Annotated in this window: 14 protein-coding genes and 1 other RNA gene; all 15 read left to right on the forward strand. The window is 37.8% G+C overall.

What is annotated here, in order from left to right:
• Positions 1–2: 2 nt before the first annotated feature.
• The 15 genes from ACMKPP_RS06995 (at position 3) to ligA (ending at position 18,232) form a co-directional block, all read left to right on the forward strand.
• Positions 3–536 carry an NYN domain-containing protein gene (locus ACMKPP_RS06995; RefSeq protein ID WP_004695995.1) on the forward strand — a complete coding sequence of 178 codons (534 nt, stop codon included), beginning with the start codon at positions 3–5 and terminating at the stop codon, positions 534–536.
• Positions 537–609: 73 nt separating this feature from the next.
• Entirely contained in the window at positions 610–1,284 is a 675-nt protein-coding gene (gene sigH, locus ACMKPP_RS07000) for an RNA polymerase sporulation sigma factor SigH (protein WP_004695993.1), read from the forward strand.
• Positions 1,285–1,289: 5 nt separating this feature from the next.
• The gene (secG, locus tag ACMKPP_RS07005) at positions 1,290–1,526 is read left to right on the forward strand and encodes a preprotein translocase subunit SecG (RefSeq protein ID WP_004695991.1); all 237 of its coding nucleotides are present in this window, start codon (positions 1,290–1,292) and stop codon (positions 1,524–1,526) included.
• A gap of 58 nt (positions 1,527–1,584) precedes the next feature.
• Positions 1,585–3,948 carry a ribonuclease R gene (gene rnr / locus ACMKPP_RS07010; RefSeq protein WP_008714023.1) on the forward strand — a complete coding sequence of 788 codons (2,364 nt, stop codon included), beginning with the start codon at positions 1,585–1,587 and terminating at the stop codon, positions 3,946–3,948.
• A gap of 8 nt (positions 3,949–3,956) precedes the next feature.
• On the forward strand, positions 3,957–4,427 hold the full coding sequence (smpB, locus tag ACMKPP_RS07015; RefSeq protein ID WP_004695987.1) for an SsrA-binding protein SmpB: 471 nt from the start codon (positions 3,957–3,959) through the stop codon (positions 4,425–4,427).
• A 154-nt stretch (positions 4,428–4,581) separates the two neighbouring features.
• Entirely contained in the window at positions 4,582–5,082 is a 501-nt protein-coding gene (locus ACMKPP_RS07020) for a hypothetical protein (RefSeq protein WP_004695986.1), read from the forward strand.
• A complete protein-coding gene (locus tag ACMKPP_RS07025) occupies positions 5,082–5,810 on the forward strand; it encodes a 6-carboxyhexanoate--CoA ligase (protein WP_418369530.1) in 729 nt (242 codons plus the stop codon). The genes ACMKPP_RS07020 and ACMKPP_RS07025 overlap by 1 nt, the downstream gene beginning before the upstream one ends.
• Positions 5,811–5,814: 4 nt before the next feature.
• Positions 5,815–6,987: an 8-amino-7-oxononanoate synthase gene (gene bioF / locus ACMKPP_RS07030; RefSeq protein WP_418369624.1), complete on the forward strand. Its 1,173-nt coding sequence runs from the start codon at positions 5,815–5,817 to the stop codon at positions 6,985–6,987.
• 45 nt (positions 6,988–7,032) lie between these two features.
• Positions 7,033–7,374, forward strand: a transfer-messenger RNA (tmRNA) gene (gene ssrA, locus ACMKPP_RS07035).
• Positions 7,375–7,568: 194 nt separating this feature from the next.
• Positions 7,569–8,186 (forward strand): Type 1 glutamine amidotransferase-like domain-containing protein, encoded by a 618-nt coding sequence (locus ACMKPP_RS07040; protein ID WP_418369531.1) that lies wholly within the window; start codon positions 7,569–7,571, stop codon positions 8,184–8,186.
• A gap of 246 nt (positions 8,187–8,432) precedes the next feature.
• Positions 8,433–9,560 carry an efflux RND transporter periplasmic adaptor subunit gene (locus ACMKPP_RS07045; RefSeq protein WP_418369532.1) on the forward strand — a complete coding sequence of 376 codons (1,128 nt, stop codon included), beginning with the start codon at positions 8,433–8,435 and terminating at the stop codon, positions 9,558–9,560.
• A 14-nt stretch (positions 9,561–9,574) separates the two neighbouring features.
• The gene (locus tag ACMKPP_RS07050; RefSeq protein ID WP_270278692.1) at positions 9,575–12,757 is read left to right on the forward strand and encodes an efflux RND transporter permease subunit; all 3,183 of its coding nucleotides are present in this window, start codon (positions 9,575–9,577) and stop codon (positions 12,755–12,757) included.
• A 155-nt stretch (positions 12,758–12,912) separates the two neighbouring features.
• Entirely contained in the window at positions 12,913–13,854 is a 942-nt protein-coding gene (locus ACMKPP_RS07055; protein WP_077708463.1) for a manganese-dependent inorganic pyrophosphatase, read from the forward strand.
• Positions 13,855–13,957: 103 nt separating this feature from the next.
• Entirely contained in the window at positions 13,958–16,147 is a 2,190-nt protein-coding gene (pcrA, locus tag ACMKPP_RS07060) for a DNA helicase PcrA (RefSeq protein WP_270278693.1), read from the forward strand.
• 81 nt (positions 16,148–16,228) lie between these two features.
• Entirely contained in the window at positions 16,229–18,232 is a 2,004-nt protein-coding gene (gene ligA / locus ACMKPP_RS07065; protein ID WP_021148202.1) for an NAD-dependent DNA ligase LigA, read from the forward strand.
• Positions 18,233–18,236 lie beyond the last annotated feature (4 nt).

Consider the following 18,236-nt stretch of genomic DNA (forward strand, 5'->3'; position numbering starts at 1 on the left):
TCATGCTAAAAGATATTTTAATTGTAGACGGCTATAATGTTATTTTTGCTTGGACTCATTTGAAAAAATTGGCTCATGAGTCTTTAGAACATGCGAGAATGGAGCTTCGAGATAGATTGTTGAACTATGGTAAATTTAAGGGTTACGAAGTAATCCTTGTATTTGATGGTAAGTATACAAAATCTGGAGGTTCCATTGAATCTATTACAAGTGGATTTATCGAAGTGTATACTGAGGATGGAGAAACGGCGGATTCCTTTATTGAACGAGAGGTATTTTTACGTAAAGGCAAATATACTAATGTATATGTTGTAACCTCCGATGGGGCAGAACAGAATCAAATTCTAGGCTCTGGCGGGTTGCGCATTCCTGCTCGTGAGTTGCAAAATATGATTCGTATAGCTAAGGAAGAAGAACGACTTCAATATGCTCATGAACATAGACGTGATCAATTTTCAGTGCGTCGTAATGAAGTGGGAGGTTTATTATCTCCTGAAGTTGCTGAAAAGCTTGAGAAATTGCGTCGAGGTCATTGATAGTTGAAAATCATATACCGTTCCAGTATAATAAATATATTGGTTTTTCTCGCTCAATTGTAAGGAGGAGCTTATGAAAATGATTCATACACGCAAGTCCGATTACAATTTCAAGGAAATGACCGATGAGCAAGTTGTGGTCATAGCTCAGGAAGAGCAAAATGAGTTTGCAATCGATTATATTGTTAATAAATATAAGAACTTTGTAAGAGCTAAGGCTCGCTCCTATTTTTTGGTAGGTGCCGACCGAGAGGATATCATCCAAGAAGGGATGATTGGACTCTATAAGGCGACGCGAGATTTTAAACATGATAAATTAGCGTCTTTTAGAGCTTTTGCAGAACTTTGTATAACTAGACAAATTATTACAGCTATTAAATCGGCTACAAGACAAAAACATGCGCCTTTGAACTCCTATATATCCTTAAATAAACCGGTGTATACAGAGGACTCTGAGCGTACATTGATTGAAATGCTATCTTCAACAAAGATTACAAATCCTGAAGACCTCATTATCAGTCAAGAGGAACTAGATGATATTGAGCACAATATTGGTCATATTTTAAGTGATCTCGAATGGGAAGTCTTGGAAGGATACCTTGATGGACGTTCCTATCAAGAAATGGCTGAGGTCACAGATCGTAGTGTTAAATCTATTGATAATGCGCTACAAAGGGTAAAACGTAAATTAGAGAAGTATTTAGAACATCGTGTATTGGGCTCGCATCGAGCATCACAGGAAGGATGACAGTCGTGACAAATTTCTTAATGATTGTAGAAGTAATCGTATCTATTTTATTAATTGTAGTAGTTGTTGCACAAAATAGCAAAAATGCAGGCATGGGCGGTGCTGTTTCTGGTGCGGCAGACTCTTCTTTTGGTGGTAAGCAACGCGGTTTAGATGCTTTCTTATCTAAATGTACGATTATATTGGGGATTATCTTTGCTGTGTTGAGCTTAGTGTTAGGGGCAATGATTAATCAATTCTAATGATGAAAGCCTGCTTTGCAGGCTTTTTCTTTTTTCATCCTAATAAGGGGGTGCAGACTTGAAGAAGAAGGTATTGGACTTTTATAAATCTATACAACCACATGCATACCATATTGAGGATGCAGCAATGGATAATCGTATTCGAGGTGGCAAAGATCTTGAAATGTTTATTCGATCTGCGAAAATGCTCGCCCGTGAAGGCGTATTAACTTCATCTCGACCAGATGTATACCGATATGAAGATCAACAGCATGAAGAATATGAAGGTATCTACAAAGGATATCGTAAATCTTATGGATTTGTTATTATGCTGGATGATGAAGATATTTATGTAGCAGAACAAAATAAAGGAACTGCTATGCATAATGATAAGGTACGTGTTCGTATTGTACCATCAGATTATACAAAACATAAACGTGAAGGCATCATCGTTGATGTTATTGAGCGTGCTAATGAAACCATAGTTGGTACTTACGACAGACAACAACACTTCGGCTTTGTTGTACCAGATGATGAACGTATTGGAACAGATATTTTTGTAGATTTAAAAGATACTTTAGATGCTCGGAGTGGAGCTAAGGTACTAGTAAAAATTACAAAATGGCCTGAAGGCAATAAAAAACCTGAAGGAATTATAACAGAAATTTTAGGTTATAAGGGGGATGTAGGCCTAGACATCAACTGTATTATGGCTAATCATAAGATTCCTTTTGCATTCCCTAAAGAGGTAATTGAGGCAAGTGAGAAGATAGATACTATTGTTCATGAAGATCCGAAGCGGTGGGATCTTAGAGCCTTACAAATGGTAACTATCGATGGAGAAGATGCAAAAGATCTTGACGATGCTGTAAGTGGTCGTAAATTACCAAATGGTAATTATGAGCTAGGCGTACACATTGCGGATGTTAGTCATTATGTTACTTCAGGCCAGCCTATTGACAATGAAGCATACAAGCGGGGGACTTCAGTTTACTTAGTGGACCGCGTAGTACCAATGTTACCAGAGGTATTATCGAATGGTATTTGTAGTTTAAATGCCCACGAAGATCGCTATGCTATGACGTGTATGATGGAAATTGATGATTCAGGTACAGTTGTTAATTATCGTATTCGTCCGTCTATTATCCATGTAGGACGTCGTTGCAGCTATAAAGAAGTTTATAAAGCGTTAGAGGAAAACATTGTTCCTGACGATTTAGTAGATTTTATTCCTATGCTTCGTGACTTAGCAGAAATTTCTAAGATTTTAAATCGTATGCGTCGTCGTAGAGGGGCATTAGACTTTGATTTTCCGGAATATAAGGTATTACTTGATCTCGATGGTACACCGTTGCGTATCGTAAAACGCGATCGAACTATGGCAGAGCGGCTTATCGAAGAATGTATGCTCATTGCTAATGAGACGGTAGCTACGCATTTAAAGGATACTCAACGTACATCGGTATATCGTATTCATGAACATCCTAGTGAAGAAAAATTGGATTTATTCCAAAAGGTATTACATTATTTAGGTCAAACTCTTGTCCTTAGTGCTGATGGTGTAACACCACGAGATTTCCAAAAAATCCTTGATGTAGTGAAGGGACAAGATATTGAGCAAGTGGCTCAAATTATGACCTTACGTTCTATGCAGCAAGCGAAATATAGCATTGAAAACGTCGGCCATTTTGGGTTAGCATCCACTTGCTATACGCATTTTACATCTCCCATTAGACGTTATCCGGATTTGATGGTACATCGACTTTTAAAAGCGGATATGCACTGGAAGGGTGGATACTCTAAACGAGATGTAGATGAAGCTTTCTTAGCTGGTGCTGTGGAACATTCTTCCATACAAGAACAAGTGGCAACCGAGGCAGAACGAGAAACTACTGATCTAAAGAAGACTCAATACATGGTTCCATTTGTAGGCGAAGTTTTTGAAGGCACTATTGCGAGCATAACCTCCTTTGGCATGTTCGTAGAGTTAGAGAATGGTATCGACGGTCTCGTGCATATTAGCATGATGAACGACGATTATTATTTCTTTGACGAAGAACATTTTGTTCTTGTTGGTAAGCGGACAGGTAAAACCTATCACTTAGGTGAAAAGGTTACTGTTACACTTGTAAAAGCCGATGTAGAAAAGAAACAAATCGATTTTGTTCTTGGTGAAGTAGATAATCTGATGGCTATCCAAGAACAATTGAGTAGTGGCTCTGACTATGCTACTAGTCGTGATGGTTTTGGAAATCTAAAGGGGCGAAAGTCATCCCGAAAAAACGGTAGAAAAACTTCTAAACGAGATGATTCAAAAGCTGGGCGTTCTAGATATGATGCTTTCAGTAAAAAATCTAAAAAAGGTAAATCGAGTCGCAAGAAGTCAAATAAAGCTACAAAACGTAGTCAATCTAAAAAATCTAAAAGTAAACGTAAACGATAGAGGAGAATATGGCAAAGAAATCTAGCCCATCGCTTATTGCTGACAATCGTAAGGCGCGTCATGATTTTCATATTCATGAAACCTATGAAGCTGGTATTGCTTTAACAGGAACTGAAATAAAGTCTATTCGTCAAGGTAAGCTTAATCTTAAGGACAGCTTTTGTCGTATAGATAAAGGGGAAATTTTATTGTATGGTGTACATATCAGTCCGTATGAACAAGGTAATCGTTTTAACCATGAACCGGAGCGGACACGCAAGTTATTGATGCATAAATCTGAAATCAATAAGTTACATGCTCAAGTTAAGGAAAAAGGATTTTCTTTAGTGCCGCTAAACTTTCATTTTAGTCACGGTTATGTAAAGGTTACTGTGGGTCTAGTAACTGGTAAGAAACTTTATGACAAGCGTCAAGATATGGCGGAACGTGATGCCAAGCGCGATATTGCTAAGCGAATTAAAGAGCAACAAAAATATTAAGAATTATAAGGAATCAAGTCGATATGGCTTGGTTCTTTTTGTATATTTGTTAACTATGTTATTTTTAGTGGTTGATAAAAATACAGTGAGAATTTATAATGTAAACAATAAGAGATGTTTGTAGTTGACATTTTCTAAGTAGAGGAGATACATTATGAATCAGAACATTCGGTACATTACAGAGGTTGCTATTTTAACTGCCATGATTACTGTATTAGGGGCTATTAAAATACCTAATGTCATTCCAGGTATAGAGTTTCAATTATCAGCCCCGTTGGCGGTAGCGATATGTGCCGTATTCGGATTTAAAAAGTATATTATAAGTGGTTGTTTATCTAGTCTAATAGGCTTAGCATTAGGTACTCAAACCATTTTAAATGTTATGATTGCTATGCAATTCCGGCTCATTGTGGGACTAATCCTTTGGATCTGCCATAATCACATGATAGGTATTATGGTTTCTGGTCCAATTGCATCTGCTTTAGCGCGATTATCTTTGTCTTTATACGTTGGTAAGGCTGCATTACCGATGATAGCTCTCGCAGTTCCAGGTATGATCTTTACAGTAATTATGGCACCAGTATTTGTGAAAGTATTCTATAAAATTCACAACCAAGTACCTCAAAGTAATGTAGTTAAAGGTAAGGTATCATAATGGACGAATTATATAGTGTGCGTATGCGCGCGGCTCAAGGTGGTCCCCATGAAAACGGGGGCCACCATATTTCTGGCGCAGAACGCATTGTGACCTTAAATCAAGTTGGATCTATTGCCCAGTCTTTAGCCGAACGAGCGCTGCATCATAGTAAGGGGACAGCTGATTTTATTAATATTACAGTGGACTTAATTCCTGCAGAAACAATTACATATATAGAATGTTTAAAGGTAAATGAACATTTGGCGAATACTGTTGCCGAGGCACATCAATTAGCTGTTGAACTTTTACAGGGCGCTGATATTAGTGAAACTGCTGTTAAACATGCTATTTTTCTATTAGAAGGTTTAGATTCATCTATGCGAGGTGCTATGTTGGTTGATGCAATTTCTGGTGAGCGCATAGATTCTGGTAACCGTGGTGTTCGCGTGAGTCATATGGACTCCTTTGACTCTGAAAAACTAGGGGAAAATGAACATATGAGAGAGGCCTTAGTATTGGCTTCTAAAGTGCAATCTGCAGAGGGGATTGTAGGTGAATTATGTTGGTCTGATGATCCTGATTACACAGTAGGCTACGTCGCTTGTGAAGGTGTTTACCATCGCATCCCTAATATGAAGGAAATGGGCTCTAATTTAGGGGGACGTGTATTCTTTGTTAAGCCGAATGTTGATTTGGAGGGTGTAATTGAGTACTTGGAAAAAGCACCAGTACTTGTTAAGTGGTGATCGTATGTATAAATTCTTCCAAGAACAATTAGATAGTAAAATAAATAACCATAATTTGCGTACTCTAATGGAATACTGCCCTATAGATGCAGTACGAGTTAAAAAAGATGATAAAGAATATTTGATGATGGCGTCAAATAATTATTTAGGTCTTACCTTTGATCAACGTGTAATAAATGAAGCCGTTAAATGGGCTCAACAATATGGTACTGGTTCAGGCGGTTCCCGTCTTGTATCTGGTACATTTCCCTTGTTTACAAAACTTGAAAAGGAACTAGCAAAATTTAAGAATACAGAAAAGGCTCTCGTGTTTAATACTGGATACATGGCAAATGTAGGTACTATTTCTGCTATAGCAGATAAAAATACGATTATCTTTAGCGATGAATTAAATCATGCTAGTATTATTGATGGCTGTAGATTGAGTAAGGCTACTATAAAAGCCTACAGTCACTGTGATGTAGAGGAATTAAAGTTTTTATTTAAACAAGTAGATCGTAATGCACGTAAGCTCATTGTCACAGACGGCGTTTTTAGCATGGACGGTGACATAGCCCCATTAGATAGGCTCTACGAGCTCAGCCGTGAGTATCATGCTTTACTTATGGTAGACGATGCTCATGCGACGGGAACTATTGGCAACGGACATGGCACGGCTGCTTATTATGGTCTTGAAAAAGACGTGGATATTCAGCTAGGCACATTGAGCAAATCTCTAGGAGCTGTTGGCGGCTATGTGGCTGCTAATAGTACTATCATCGATTATCTAGTGAATATGAGTCGCAGTTTTATATTCTCTACGGCATTGTCTCCTGCCGATATAGGTGCCGCTTTGGCCGCATTACAAATCATAGAGTCTGATTCATCCGTATTAAGGCGACTACAAGACAATGTGAACTATATGACAGATTGCTTAAATTCTATGGGAATATATGCCACGAATGAAACTCCAATTTTTCCAATACTTATCGGTAGCAATGAGGATACTCTAGCAGTATCAAATCATTTATACAACGCTGGAATTATAGGTACAGCGATACGTCCACCTACAGTTCCTGTTGGTGAAAGTCGAATTCGTCTAACCGTTACAGCTGCACATAATAGAGAACAAATTGATTATGTGTGCCAGACATTAAGTAAAGCTATCAAAGAATTGAATTGTGAAGGTTCTATATAATTGACAGCAGTATTAAATGGGCTTATAATTATTAAACCGACGCACGGGGATGTAAAGGTTTCGACAGGGGTGCGTGTGGTATAGATAGCGAGTCGGCGTTCCATGAGGCCGTTAAACGGTGGGAAAACATTTAAACGCAGAAGAAAATTTTGCATTAGCTGCATAAGCTACGTCCCTCATACTTGTGCCTACCAAGTGTGAATGGACGTCAAACAGTAGGCTGGTCTAATTTAGTTGTTCATATGAATTAGGCGAGACAATATGAACTGGGGTTGTGTAGCTTGTCTGTGAGCGATAGCAACCCGAGATTTCAATCATAGACTGTGCTCGGAGAAGTCTATATGGCAACACTCTTGGACAGGGGTTCGACTCCCCTCATCTCCACCAAATAGAAAAGTACATTTTTGTTAGAAATAATTCTGTGCTTACAAATAAATTTATGATTATTCGGCTATAGTAGATATAGAATAGCCGATTAAGTGGTTTTTAAAACCGTCTAGGTAGATTCTTAGGCGGTTTTTCTATATTAAATTAATCTTGTCATTAATAAACAGTTATAAATTTGTGAGAGGTGATAGTTCATGGAAATGTTACTTATGTCATATTTAGCGGGAACAGAAAGTATAACAAAAAATTATCTTTCGAAAATGGTTTCGAATAAAATAGTTTTTATTCCTACTGCTGGAAATGTTGAACCATATACTGGATATATTGATGAAGGTGTTGAGATGTTAAAGTCTTTAGGATATGAATTGGAAATTATTGATATTTCTAAATATGATGAAGATTATTTAAAGAATAAACTTTCAAAGACTGAATGTATCTGTATATCTGGTGGTAACACATTTTATCTATTACAAGAGCTGAAAAAGAAAAATCTTATAGGCCTACTTTATGAAAGAATCAAAGAAGGCTTATTATATATTGGTGAATCTGCTGGCGCAATTATTATGTCTGAAAATATTGAATATAATCAGATAATGGATGATAAAAGTATAGCATCTGAATTAGATGATTATATGGGTGTAAATGTATTTAATCATTATGTTGTGCCTCATTTAGGAGAGTATCCATTTGAAGAGACTGCTCAGAAAACATTAGATACTTATCAAAATAAGATACCATTAGTGCCGATAAACAATAATGAAGTAATCTTAGTTGAGGATCATGGTTATACGGTATTAACTGAAAAAAAGTAAACTAGTAATATATAGTTTTATAATTCTAAAACTATTTAAGTTCATATTGAATATAAAATGTCAATAGTTTTTAACATTTTTGTTGCATACAATATATGTGGGTTTAATCAGATTTTATCTATGTTCTACAAAAGTAGAGGGGTATCGGAAAAATTGACTTTATCTATAGAATCCTGTAAAATATATAAAGAAATTTATGTAATTATGACACATAGATGATTAGTTTCGTGTAAAGGAGTACAGATAATGAAGTTCCGTTATTCCCGTATGTTAGCGGCTCTCGTTGTATCCGCTGTAATGGTTGCTGGTTGTGGCAGTAATCAACAGCAAGCAGGTGACGTGAGTGTCAATGCATACAAAATTACTGCAAGTGATGCACAGGTAAACCAAACCTATGCTGGTACGGTAGTTGCAGAAAACTCTGTAGCTGTACATGCTCGTGTAACTGGTTACGTAGTTGAAAAATTTGTTAAAGGCGGGGAGCAAGTTGTAGCTGGCCAGCCATTATATCGTATCGATTCTCGTCAATACGAAGCTACTCTTGCTAATGCAGAAGCACAAGCAGCTCAAGCTAATGCAAACTATAAAAATGCTGAAGTAGACCTTAATCGTTATGAAACATTAGCTCAACAAGATGCTATTGCGCAACAACGTGTAGATACACAACGCAGTACTGTAGAACAAGCTAAGGCAGCTTATGAAGCATACCAAGCATCCGTAAAAATTGCTCAAGATAACTATGGCGATACAATCGTATATGCACCATATTCTGGTACATTACGTATGGATGATATCGATATGGGGACATTTGTACAAGCAGGTTCTACAACATTAGTAACTATTGATTCTATCGATCCTATCTTTGTTGAATTTAGTATGACAGAGCAAGAATATCTTGACTTCATGAAAAATCCAACTGGCGATGATTCCAATGGTCCAAATATTCAATTAAAACTTGCTGATGGCGAAACGTATAATCAACCGGGTTCTATTGTTCAAGCCGCAAAAAGTCTTGATCAATCAACAGGTAAGCTTGTGTTGAAAGCATCTTTCCCAAATCCTGATCATTTGTTGTTGCCAAATATGTTTGCTACAGTGATTTCTCCTGGTCAAAAACTTAAAGATGCTATTCTTGTTCCTAGTCGTGCCATTCTTCAAATCATGGATAAAAACTTTATCTATGTTGTAAATGCTGATGGTGTAGTAGAACAAAAAAGTGTTGAAGTTGGCGGTACAAGTGGTAGCGATACAATTATTAAAGCCGGTTTAGCACCTGGAGACACAATCATCGTTGATGGCTTAACTAAGGTTAAAAACGGTGTGAAGGTTAATGCTAAATTGCTTTCAAAAGAACAATTAAAAACTACAAAATAGAAGGGGGCTAGATCGTGTCGAAATTCTTTATTAATCGACCTATCTTTGCCATTGTAATAGCCATTGTTATTACCTTGGTAGGTCTCATTTCTATGATGAACCTTCCGATAGCTCGATATCCACAAATTTCTCCACCTACAGTTCGTGTAAACACTGCCTATACAGGTGCAACGGCTCAAGTTGTTAATGATACGGTAGCCAGTGTTATTGAAACACAAATCGTAGGCGTACAAGATATGGACTATATGACATCTAGTAGCTCTAGTAATGGTAGTTACTCTTTGACTGTTCAGTTCAATCAAGGCACAGATGCCGATATGGATACGGTTAATACACAAAACCGTGTACAAGCAGCACTTGCTCAATTACCTGCAGAGGTACAAGCAGTTGGTGTTACAACTACTAAATCTTCTGGTGATATGGCTATGGTATTTTCCTTGAACTCACCTGATGGTACTTATGATTCTACATTCTTAAAGAACTATAGTACCAACTATATGATGGATGCTATTAAAGCCATTAAGGGTGTCGGTTCTGTACAAGAGTTCGGTTCTGATTATGCTATGCGCATTTGGTTAGATCCAGCGAAGATGCAAAATCTTGGTGTTACCATTTCTGAAGTAACAGCAGCTATTAAGGGACAAAACTTACAGGCTGCTGCAGGTACAGTTGGTCAAAATCCTACTAATGGGGAACAAGCATTTCAATACCCTATCAAAATTGAAGGTCGTCTTGTAACACCTGAACAATTTGGTAATATTGCTATTAAAAGCTCTAATGGTAAGGTATTGCATCTAAAAGATGTTGCTCGCATTCAAATTGGTGCTAAAGGATATGACTTTATTGCTAAGTCCGCACATAAAGAGGTAGCAGGTTTTGCTATTTCCTTACAAAATGATGCCAATGCATTAGAAACTATTGCGAATGTTAAGAAGGTACTAGATGAACAATCTAAATCCTTCCCACCAGATATGCAATATAACGTAGTTGTAGATAATACTAAATTCGTAAGTGCCTCTATTAATGAGGTAGAGCATACCTTTGTAGAAGCATTACTACTCGTTCTTTTTGTAGTATATGTATTCTTACAATCCTGGCGATCTACAATTATTCCTATGATTGCTGTGCCAGTATCTTTGCTTGGTACATTTGGGGCATTCGTATTATTAGATTTCTCCATCAATACATTAACTCTATTTGCCATGGTATTGGCTATCGGCCTCGTAGTTGACGATGCTATCGTAGTAGTAGAAGCGGTAGAGTACGAATTACAATATAATGGTTTGTCTCCTAAAGAGGCGGCTATTAAAGCGATGGAAAATGTACAAGGCCCTGTAATTGGTATCGCCTTTGTATTGGTAGCGGTATTCGTACCGGTTGCCTTCATGGGTGGTATGACAGGTATCCTTTACAAACAGTTTGCTTTAACAATCGCTGTATCTGTTGTTATTTCTGCGATTGTCGCTCTTGTTTTGACACCAGCCCTATGTGCTACGATGTTAAAACCTCACACACCTAAAGAGCGTGAAGACTGGGTACATCGTCAGTTAAACAAATTTAATGCAGCTTTAGAGCGTTTTAGCAATTGGTATGGTATCCAATTGGCTCGTTTAAGCCATCGTTTGAGCTTAACTGTTATTGCATTATTAATCTTTGCTGGTGGTACAGGTTTAGTATTCCACTTCTTACCAACATCCTTTGTACCTGCAGAGGATAGTGGTTACTACATGATTGCTGTTAATGAGCCACCTGGTGCTACATCAGAACGTACTATGGCTACACTTGAAAAAATCGCATCTTTCTTGGAAGGTAAAAATGATCCTGAAAAGCCTAAGGATGAACAATTATTCCAAGAAGTATTTACTGTAGCAGGCTTTGACCTTTTAGGTGGCGGTCAAAAATCTAGTGCTGGTGTAATTTTTGCAACCATGTCTGACTGGAAGTATCGTACAACACAAGCTACATCCATTAATGCTATGATTGGTCAAACATTTGGCTTTGCTGCACAAGGTGTTCCTGAAGCTACAGTTATTGCATTGAATCCACCATCTATTCCTGGTCTTGGTACTACTGGTGGTTTTAGCATGTACATCATCAACAAAGCTGGTGATAGCCCACAAGTTATGGCGGAACGTGCTAATGAATTCTTAGCAGAAGCTCGTAAGAGCCCTGCCATTCAATCTGTTTACACTACCTTCGATACATCTACACCATCCTTACAATTTGATGTAAACCGCGAAAAAGCGGCCCAAGATGGTGTGGCATTAGCAGATATTTTTACTACATTACAAGGTTTCTATGGTAGTATTCAAGTCAATGACTTTACTACATATGGTAAAAACTACAAAGTAGTAGTTCAAGCTGAAGACGCTTATCGTCAAAATGCAGATCAGCTTAATATGTTAGCTGTTCGTAATAGTAAGGGCCTTATGGTTCCAGTTTCTAACTATATTACGAAGGAACAAACTGGTATGCCATCTAGTATTACACGTTTTGATAATGCTATGGCTGTACAAATCGGCGGTTCTCAAGCACGTGGTTACTCCTCTGGTGATGCTATTAATGCATTGAAAGAGGCGGCAGCTAAAACGTTACCAGCTGGTTATACATATGACTGGGCAGGTCAATCTCGTGAAGAATTGAAAGCTGGTTCTCAAACCATCATGATTCTTGGTTTAGGTCTAGTATTTGTATTCTTAATCTTGGCTGCTTTGTATGAATCTTGGAAGGTTCCATTTGCCGTATTGTTCTCTGTACCATCTGGTATGATTGGAGCTTCTTTAGTTCCATTCTTGTTGAATTTTACAGGTAGATATTCCTTAGCTAACGATATTTATATGCAAATCGGTCTTTTGACCCTTGTTGGTTTGGCCGCAAAAAATGCGATCTTAATCATCGAGTACGCTAAGATTCGTGTAGACGAACGTGGTATGAACGTTGTTGATGCCGCTATCGAAGCTGCAAAAATTCGTTTACGTCCAATCTTGATGACATCCTTTGCGTTTATCCTTGGTGTATTGCCATTGGCATTGTCTTCTGGTGCTGGTTCTGGTGCTAGAACAACTATGGGTATTACAGTAGTAGCAGGGATGACAACAGCAACATTGTTTGGTATCTTTATCATTCCAATGTTGTTTATCATCATTGAAACACTTGGGCCTGGTTTATTGACAAACCGCAAAAAAAAGCACGACTAATCATCTACATTAGATAATTTTGTAGAATGATAAAAACACGCCACTACTTAGTAGTGGCGTGTTTTTTTATATAATTTATGATATAATAATAGAGTTAAAAATCGGATTGACGTAAGTCGATATTAAGTGTGAAATTAATATAAAAGAGGTATATTATGAGTGAAGTAAAAACATATGTAGCAGGTCATAAAAGCCCTGATACAGATTCCATTTGTTCTGCTATTTCTTTTGCTAATTTGTTAACTCAAATGGGTACACCAGCAACTCCAGTATGTGCAGGTGAAGCGAACAAAGAAACAACATACATTTTGAACCATTTTGGTTTTGAACATCCACAAATCGTTAAGAACTGGGAAGAATTTGCTCCAGAAGGTGGCAACTTATACCTAACAGACCACAATGAATCTAAACAAATCATTGACGGTTACAAGTCTATGAATATGTGCGGTGTTGTGGATCATCACCGCATTGGTGATTTCGAAACTGATGGTCCTGTATTCATGCGTTTAGAACCAGTAGGTTGCTCTAATACAATCATTACTAAATTATACATAGAAAACAATCAAGAAATTCCTAAAGGTATTGCTGGTTTGATGTTATCTGCTATCATTTCTGATACTGTATTATTCCGTTCTCCAACATGCACAGAAACAGATAAAGAAATGGCTCATAAATTAGCTGAAATCGCTGGTGTTGACATCGAATCTTATGGCCTTGATATGTTAAAAGCTGGTGCAGACATTTCTGATTTGACTAATGATGATATTGTTCGTACTGATATGAAAGAATTTTCTGAAGCAGGTAAAACAATTTCTATCGGCCAAATTTCTGTTATGGATACAACAGATGTATTGGCTAAACAAGGGGAACTTGTAGCGGCTTTAGAAGCTCTTCGCAGTGCTAACAACTACGATGCATCTTACATTATGGTTACAAATATTCTTGATGAAAGCACTACATTGCTATTCAGTGGTGATGTTGAGGCTGTAGTAACAAAAGCATTCGAAAAAGAAGTTAAAGACAATGGTGTATTCTTGCCAAATACTATGTCTCGTAAAAAACAAATCGTACCACCAATTCTTGGTGCTATGAAATAGTATAGTAGTATACAAAGATAAAGAACGTTGCTTGCAACGTTCTTCTTCTCTATTTATATGATTATCAAACTATAGTATTTGTAAGGGCGATAGGGGTGTTCCGATGAATTCATTACTAACAGGTTTAAATAAAGAGCAGCAACAAGCCGTTCAACATACGGAAGGCCCTTTATTGATTTTAGCTGGTGCTGGATCTGGTAAAACAAAGGTGTTAACCGTTCGCATTGCACATTTATTAGCTCAAGGTGTTAATCCATATGAAATCTTGGCGATTACATTTACCAACAAAGCGGCTAAGGAGATGAAAAGCCGTGTAGAAGGTCTTGTTGGTGATGTAGCCAATCGCATTTGGCTCAGCACATTTCATAGCTTCTGTGCGAAATTCTTGCGTTTTGAATTAGATAACTTCTTAGGTTATAACAGTAACTTTACAATCTACGATACATCTGACTCTCAAGCTGTTATTAAGGCTGCTTTAAAAGCATTAAACCTCGACGATAAATACTATCCTGTAGGTGCTATGATTGGTGCCATATCTGATGCAAAAAATAAATTGTTATTTGCCTCAGATTTTAGAAAGCAAGCAAGAGACTTTTACCAAGAAAAGGTTGCTGATGTATATGAGTATTATGAACGGGAATTGCGTAAGAATAATGCTCTAGATTTTGATGATCTTTTATTGGTAGCTGTTAAATTATTACAGTCCAATGAGGCTGTGTTAGATAAATATAGCAAACGTTTTCGTTATGTTATGATCGACGAATATCAAGATACGAACCATGCTCAATATTTATTGGCTAAATTATTAGCCTCTCATTGGAAAAATATTGCCGTTGTAGGTGATGCTGATCAAAGTATTTACGCATGGCGTGGCGCAGATATTCAAAATATCTTGGACTTTGAAAAGGATTATCCGAACTGTACATCCATCAAGTTGGAACAAAACTATCGTTCTACAAAGATTATTCTTGATGCAGCCAATGCGGTAATTGAAAATAATGAAGGCCGTCCTAAGAAAAATTTATGGACAGATAAGACAGAAGGGGCTAAAATTCAGCATTTTACGGCTCAGTCTGAACATGAAGAAGCTGCTTTCATCGGCGATACTATCGCTAAAAAGCACGATATTCATGGTGTGCCTTATGGTGATATGGCTATTTTGTACCGTACAAATGCTCAATCTCGTGTACTTGAAGAAGCGCTGATTAAACGGGCTCTGCCATATACGATGGTAGGGGGCACGAAGTTCTATGATCGTAAAGAAATTAAGGACGTTTTAGCTTACTTACGCGTGTTATATAATCCATTCGATGATTTGAGTTTATTGCGCATCATCAATGTACCTAAGCGTAGTATTGGTGCTACTACAGTGGCAAAACTACAAGATTATGCTCGCGCAAATGGCACGTCCTTGTTTATGACATTAACACAGTTGCATCTAGTAGATACGATTAAAGGTAAGACAAAGGAAAAGTTAGAGGAATTTGGTATCCTTATCTTTACTCTCGTAGCTGAAATGGAAGATAAAACGGTACTTGATATCTTAGAATCTATTCTCGATAGAACCGGTTACTTGGCACAATTAGAAGAGAGTACAGATCCACAAGATCAGGCTCGCGCTGAGAATATCGGTGAACTTTTATCTGTAGCTAAAGACTTCCAAGATACAAATCCAACTGGTACAGTGGAAGACTTCTTGGAACAAGTAGCACTTGTAAATGATGTTGATTCTTTCGAGCAAGAAGAGTCTAAAGTTACATTGATGACATTACATGCTGCGAAAGGTTTGGAATTCCCTATTGTATTCTTAGGTGGCTTGGAGGAAGGTTTATTCCCTCATAGTCGCACCTTGATGAACCCTGAGGAAATTGAAGAGGAACGCCGCCTTGCTTATGTAGGTATTACTCGTGCTGAAAAGGAATTATATATTTCTAATGCCACTACGCGTACCGTATTTGGACGCACTAGCAGCTATTTACCATCTCGTTTTATCGATGAAATTCCAGAAGAGTTAGTAGATGGCTTACGTGCTAAGCGTAAAGTGCCTGATGATATTAAACGTCATGTACCTCAACATATGAGTGTTACTAGCCGCCCCGTGACGAAGCCAATCGTACGCAATGAAGTAATTGCTGACTGGAAGGTGGGCGATACGGCGATTCATAGTAAATGGGGGAATGGCAAAGTAATCAACGTAACTGGTGAAGGTGCTGGTATGAAATTGACCATTGAGTTTCCTACACAAGGTGTGCGCGTTGTAATGGCAAAATTTGCACCAGTTAAAAAGGGATGATTATCCTAATTATGTATATGGTTAAATGGGGAACATATACAATTATTTAAATAACTATATTTCTGTAAAAAAGGATATAAAATGGATCCGAAAGATAGAATTAAAGAGTTGCAACAGGAACTCACTCATGCGCAGTACTTATACTACGTAAAGGATGCTCCTACTATGAGCGACTTTGAATATGATAAAAAATATCGTGAGCTTGTGGAGTTAGAAACAGCTCATCCTGAATATATTGTGCCATCTTCTCCAACACAACGGGTTGGTATGAAGGTGGAAGGCTCCTTTGAAAAGGTCGTTCATGGACGTCCTATGTTAAGCCTTAGTAATGTATTTAATGCTGATGAAGTACGAGCATTTGGAAATCGTGTAGAAAAGGAACTTGGCCATAAGCCTTCTGCGTATGTGGTAGAACTTAAAATCGATGGCTTAGCGGTTAATTTACATTATGAAAATGGTATGTTTGTCCGTGCTGTTACGCGTGGTGATGGTCGCGTTGGCGAAGATGTAACAGCTAATGTACGTACCATTAAATCTATTCCATTATTTTTAGATAATGCACCTGAGTTTATTGAAGTTCGCGGTGAAGCATATATGCCTCATAGTGAATTTAAACGTATTAATGAAGAACGTGATGAAGAAGGTCTCCCAACCTTTGTAAATCCCCGAAATGCTGCAGCAGGTTCCTTACGCCAACAAGACCCAGCTATTACTGCTAACCGGAATTTAGCATTTTTCGCATATGCTATAGGTTCTGAAGTGGGAGCCAATATTCATAGCCAAGAGGAATTGCTTAAGAGCTTAGAGAACTTTAAGTTCTCTGTAAATCCTCATTATCGTGTATGTAAAACAATTGATGAAGTAATTGAAGCCATTAATTATTGGGGAGATAAGCGCCATGAACTTCCATATGATACAGATGGAATGGTTATTAAGGTAAATAGCTTTGATGATCAAGAGGTTCTTGGTAGCACTGCAAAGGATCCTAAATGGGCCACTGCGTACAAGTATCCACCTGAAGAAGTGGAAACAATCCTTAAAGATATTACCATTAATGTAGGTCGCACAGGGGTTCTAACTCCTACTGGTGAGCTTGAATCCGTATTTGTATCTGGTACGAACGTAAGCCGAGTCACATTACACAACCAAGATTTTATCGATGAAAAGGATATTCGTATTGGGGACCACGTTATCATTCACAAGGCGGCGGAAATCATTCCGGAGGTTATCCGTGTTGTTCCTGAAAAGCGAAATGGTTCTGAAATTCCTTTTACAATTCCTAATACATGTCCTGTATGTGAATCTCCTGCAGTTCGTCGTGAAGGAGAAGCGGCAGTTCGATGTACGAATAAACATTGTCCTGCCATTGAAAAGGAACAAATTATTCACTTTGCCTCTCGTGACGCTATGAATATTGATGGCCTTGGTCCTAGTATTGTAGAAAATTTGATTAATAACAAGTTAATTACAAATGTGGTTGATTTATATCACTTAACTGTGGATCAACTTGTTACAATGGAGCGTATGGGTAAAAAATCTGCAGAAAATTTGGTGAAGGCTATTGATGATTCTAAATCACGCGGTTTGGATCGAGTCTTATATGGTTTAGGAATCCGTTTAATTGGCTCTAAGGCTGCTACCACTATAGCTAATGTGGTCAAATCTATGGAACGGTTCATGACTATTACTAAGGATGAGCTAGTTGCAGTTGAAGAAATCGGTCCCACAATGGCAGATAGCATTATTGAATATCGTCAAGATCCAGCACATGTGGCAATTATTGAAGGCTTAACTCAAGCAGGTCTTAAGATGACTGTAGATGTAGTAGAAGCTGCAGGCAATCAATTGGAAGGCGAAATCGTCGTTCTCACAGGCAAGCTTGAGGTGATGGGACGCACTGAAGCGGGTAAAATCCTTGAAGCTCATGGGGCTAAGGTTACTGGTTCCGTTTCTAAGAAGACAACACTTGTTATAGCTGGTGAAGATAGTGGTAGTAAACTCACTAAAGCAAATGAATTGGGTATTCGTGTGATAAACGAAGAAGAGTTCGTAGAGCTATTAAAAGAACTTGGAAAAGATATTTAATTTT

This window comes from Veillonella parvula, from assembly GCF_048309325.1.
Lineage (GTDB): Bacteria > Bacillota > Negativicutes > Veillonellales > Veillonellaceae > Veillonella > Veillonella parvula_T.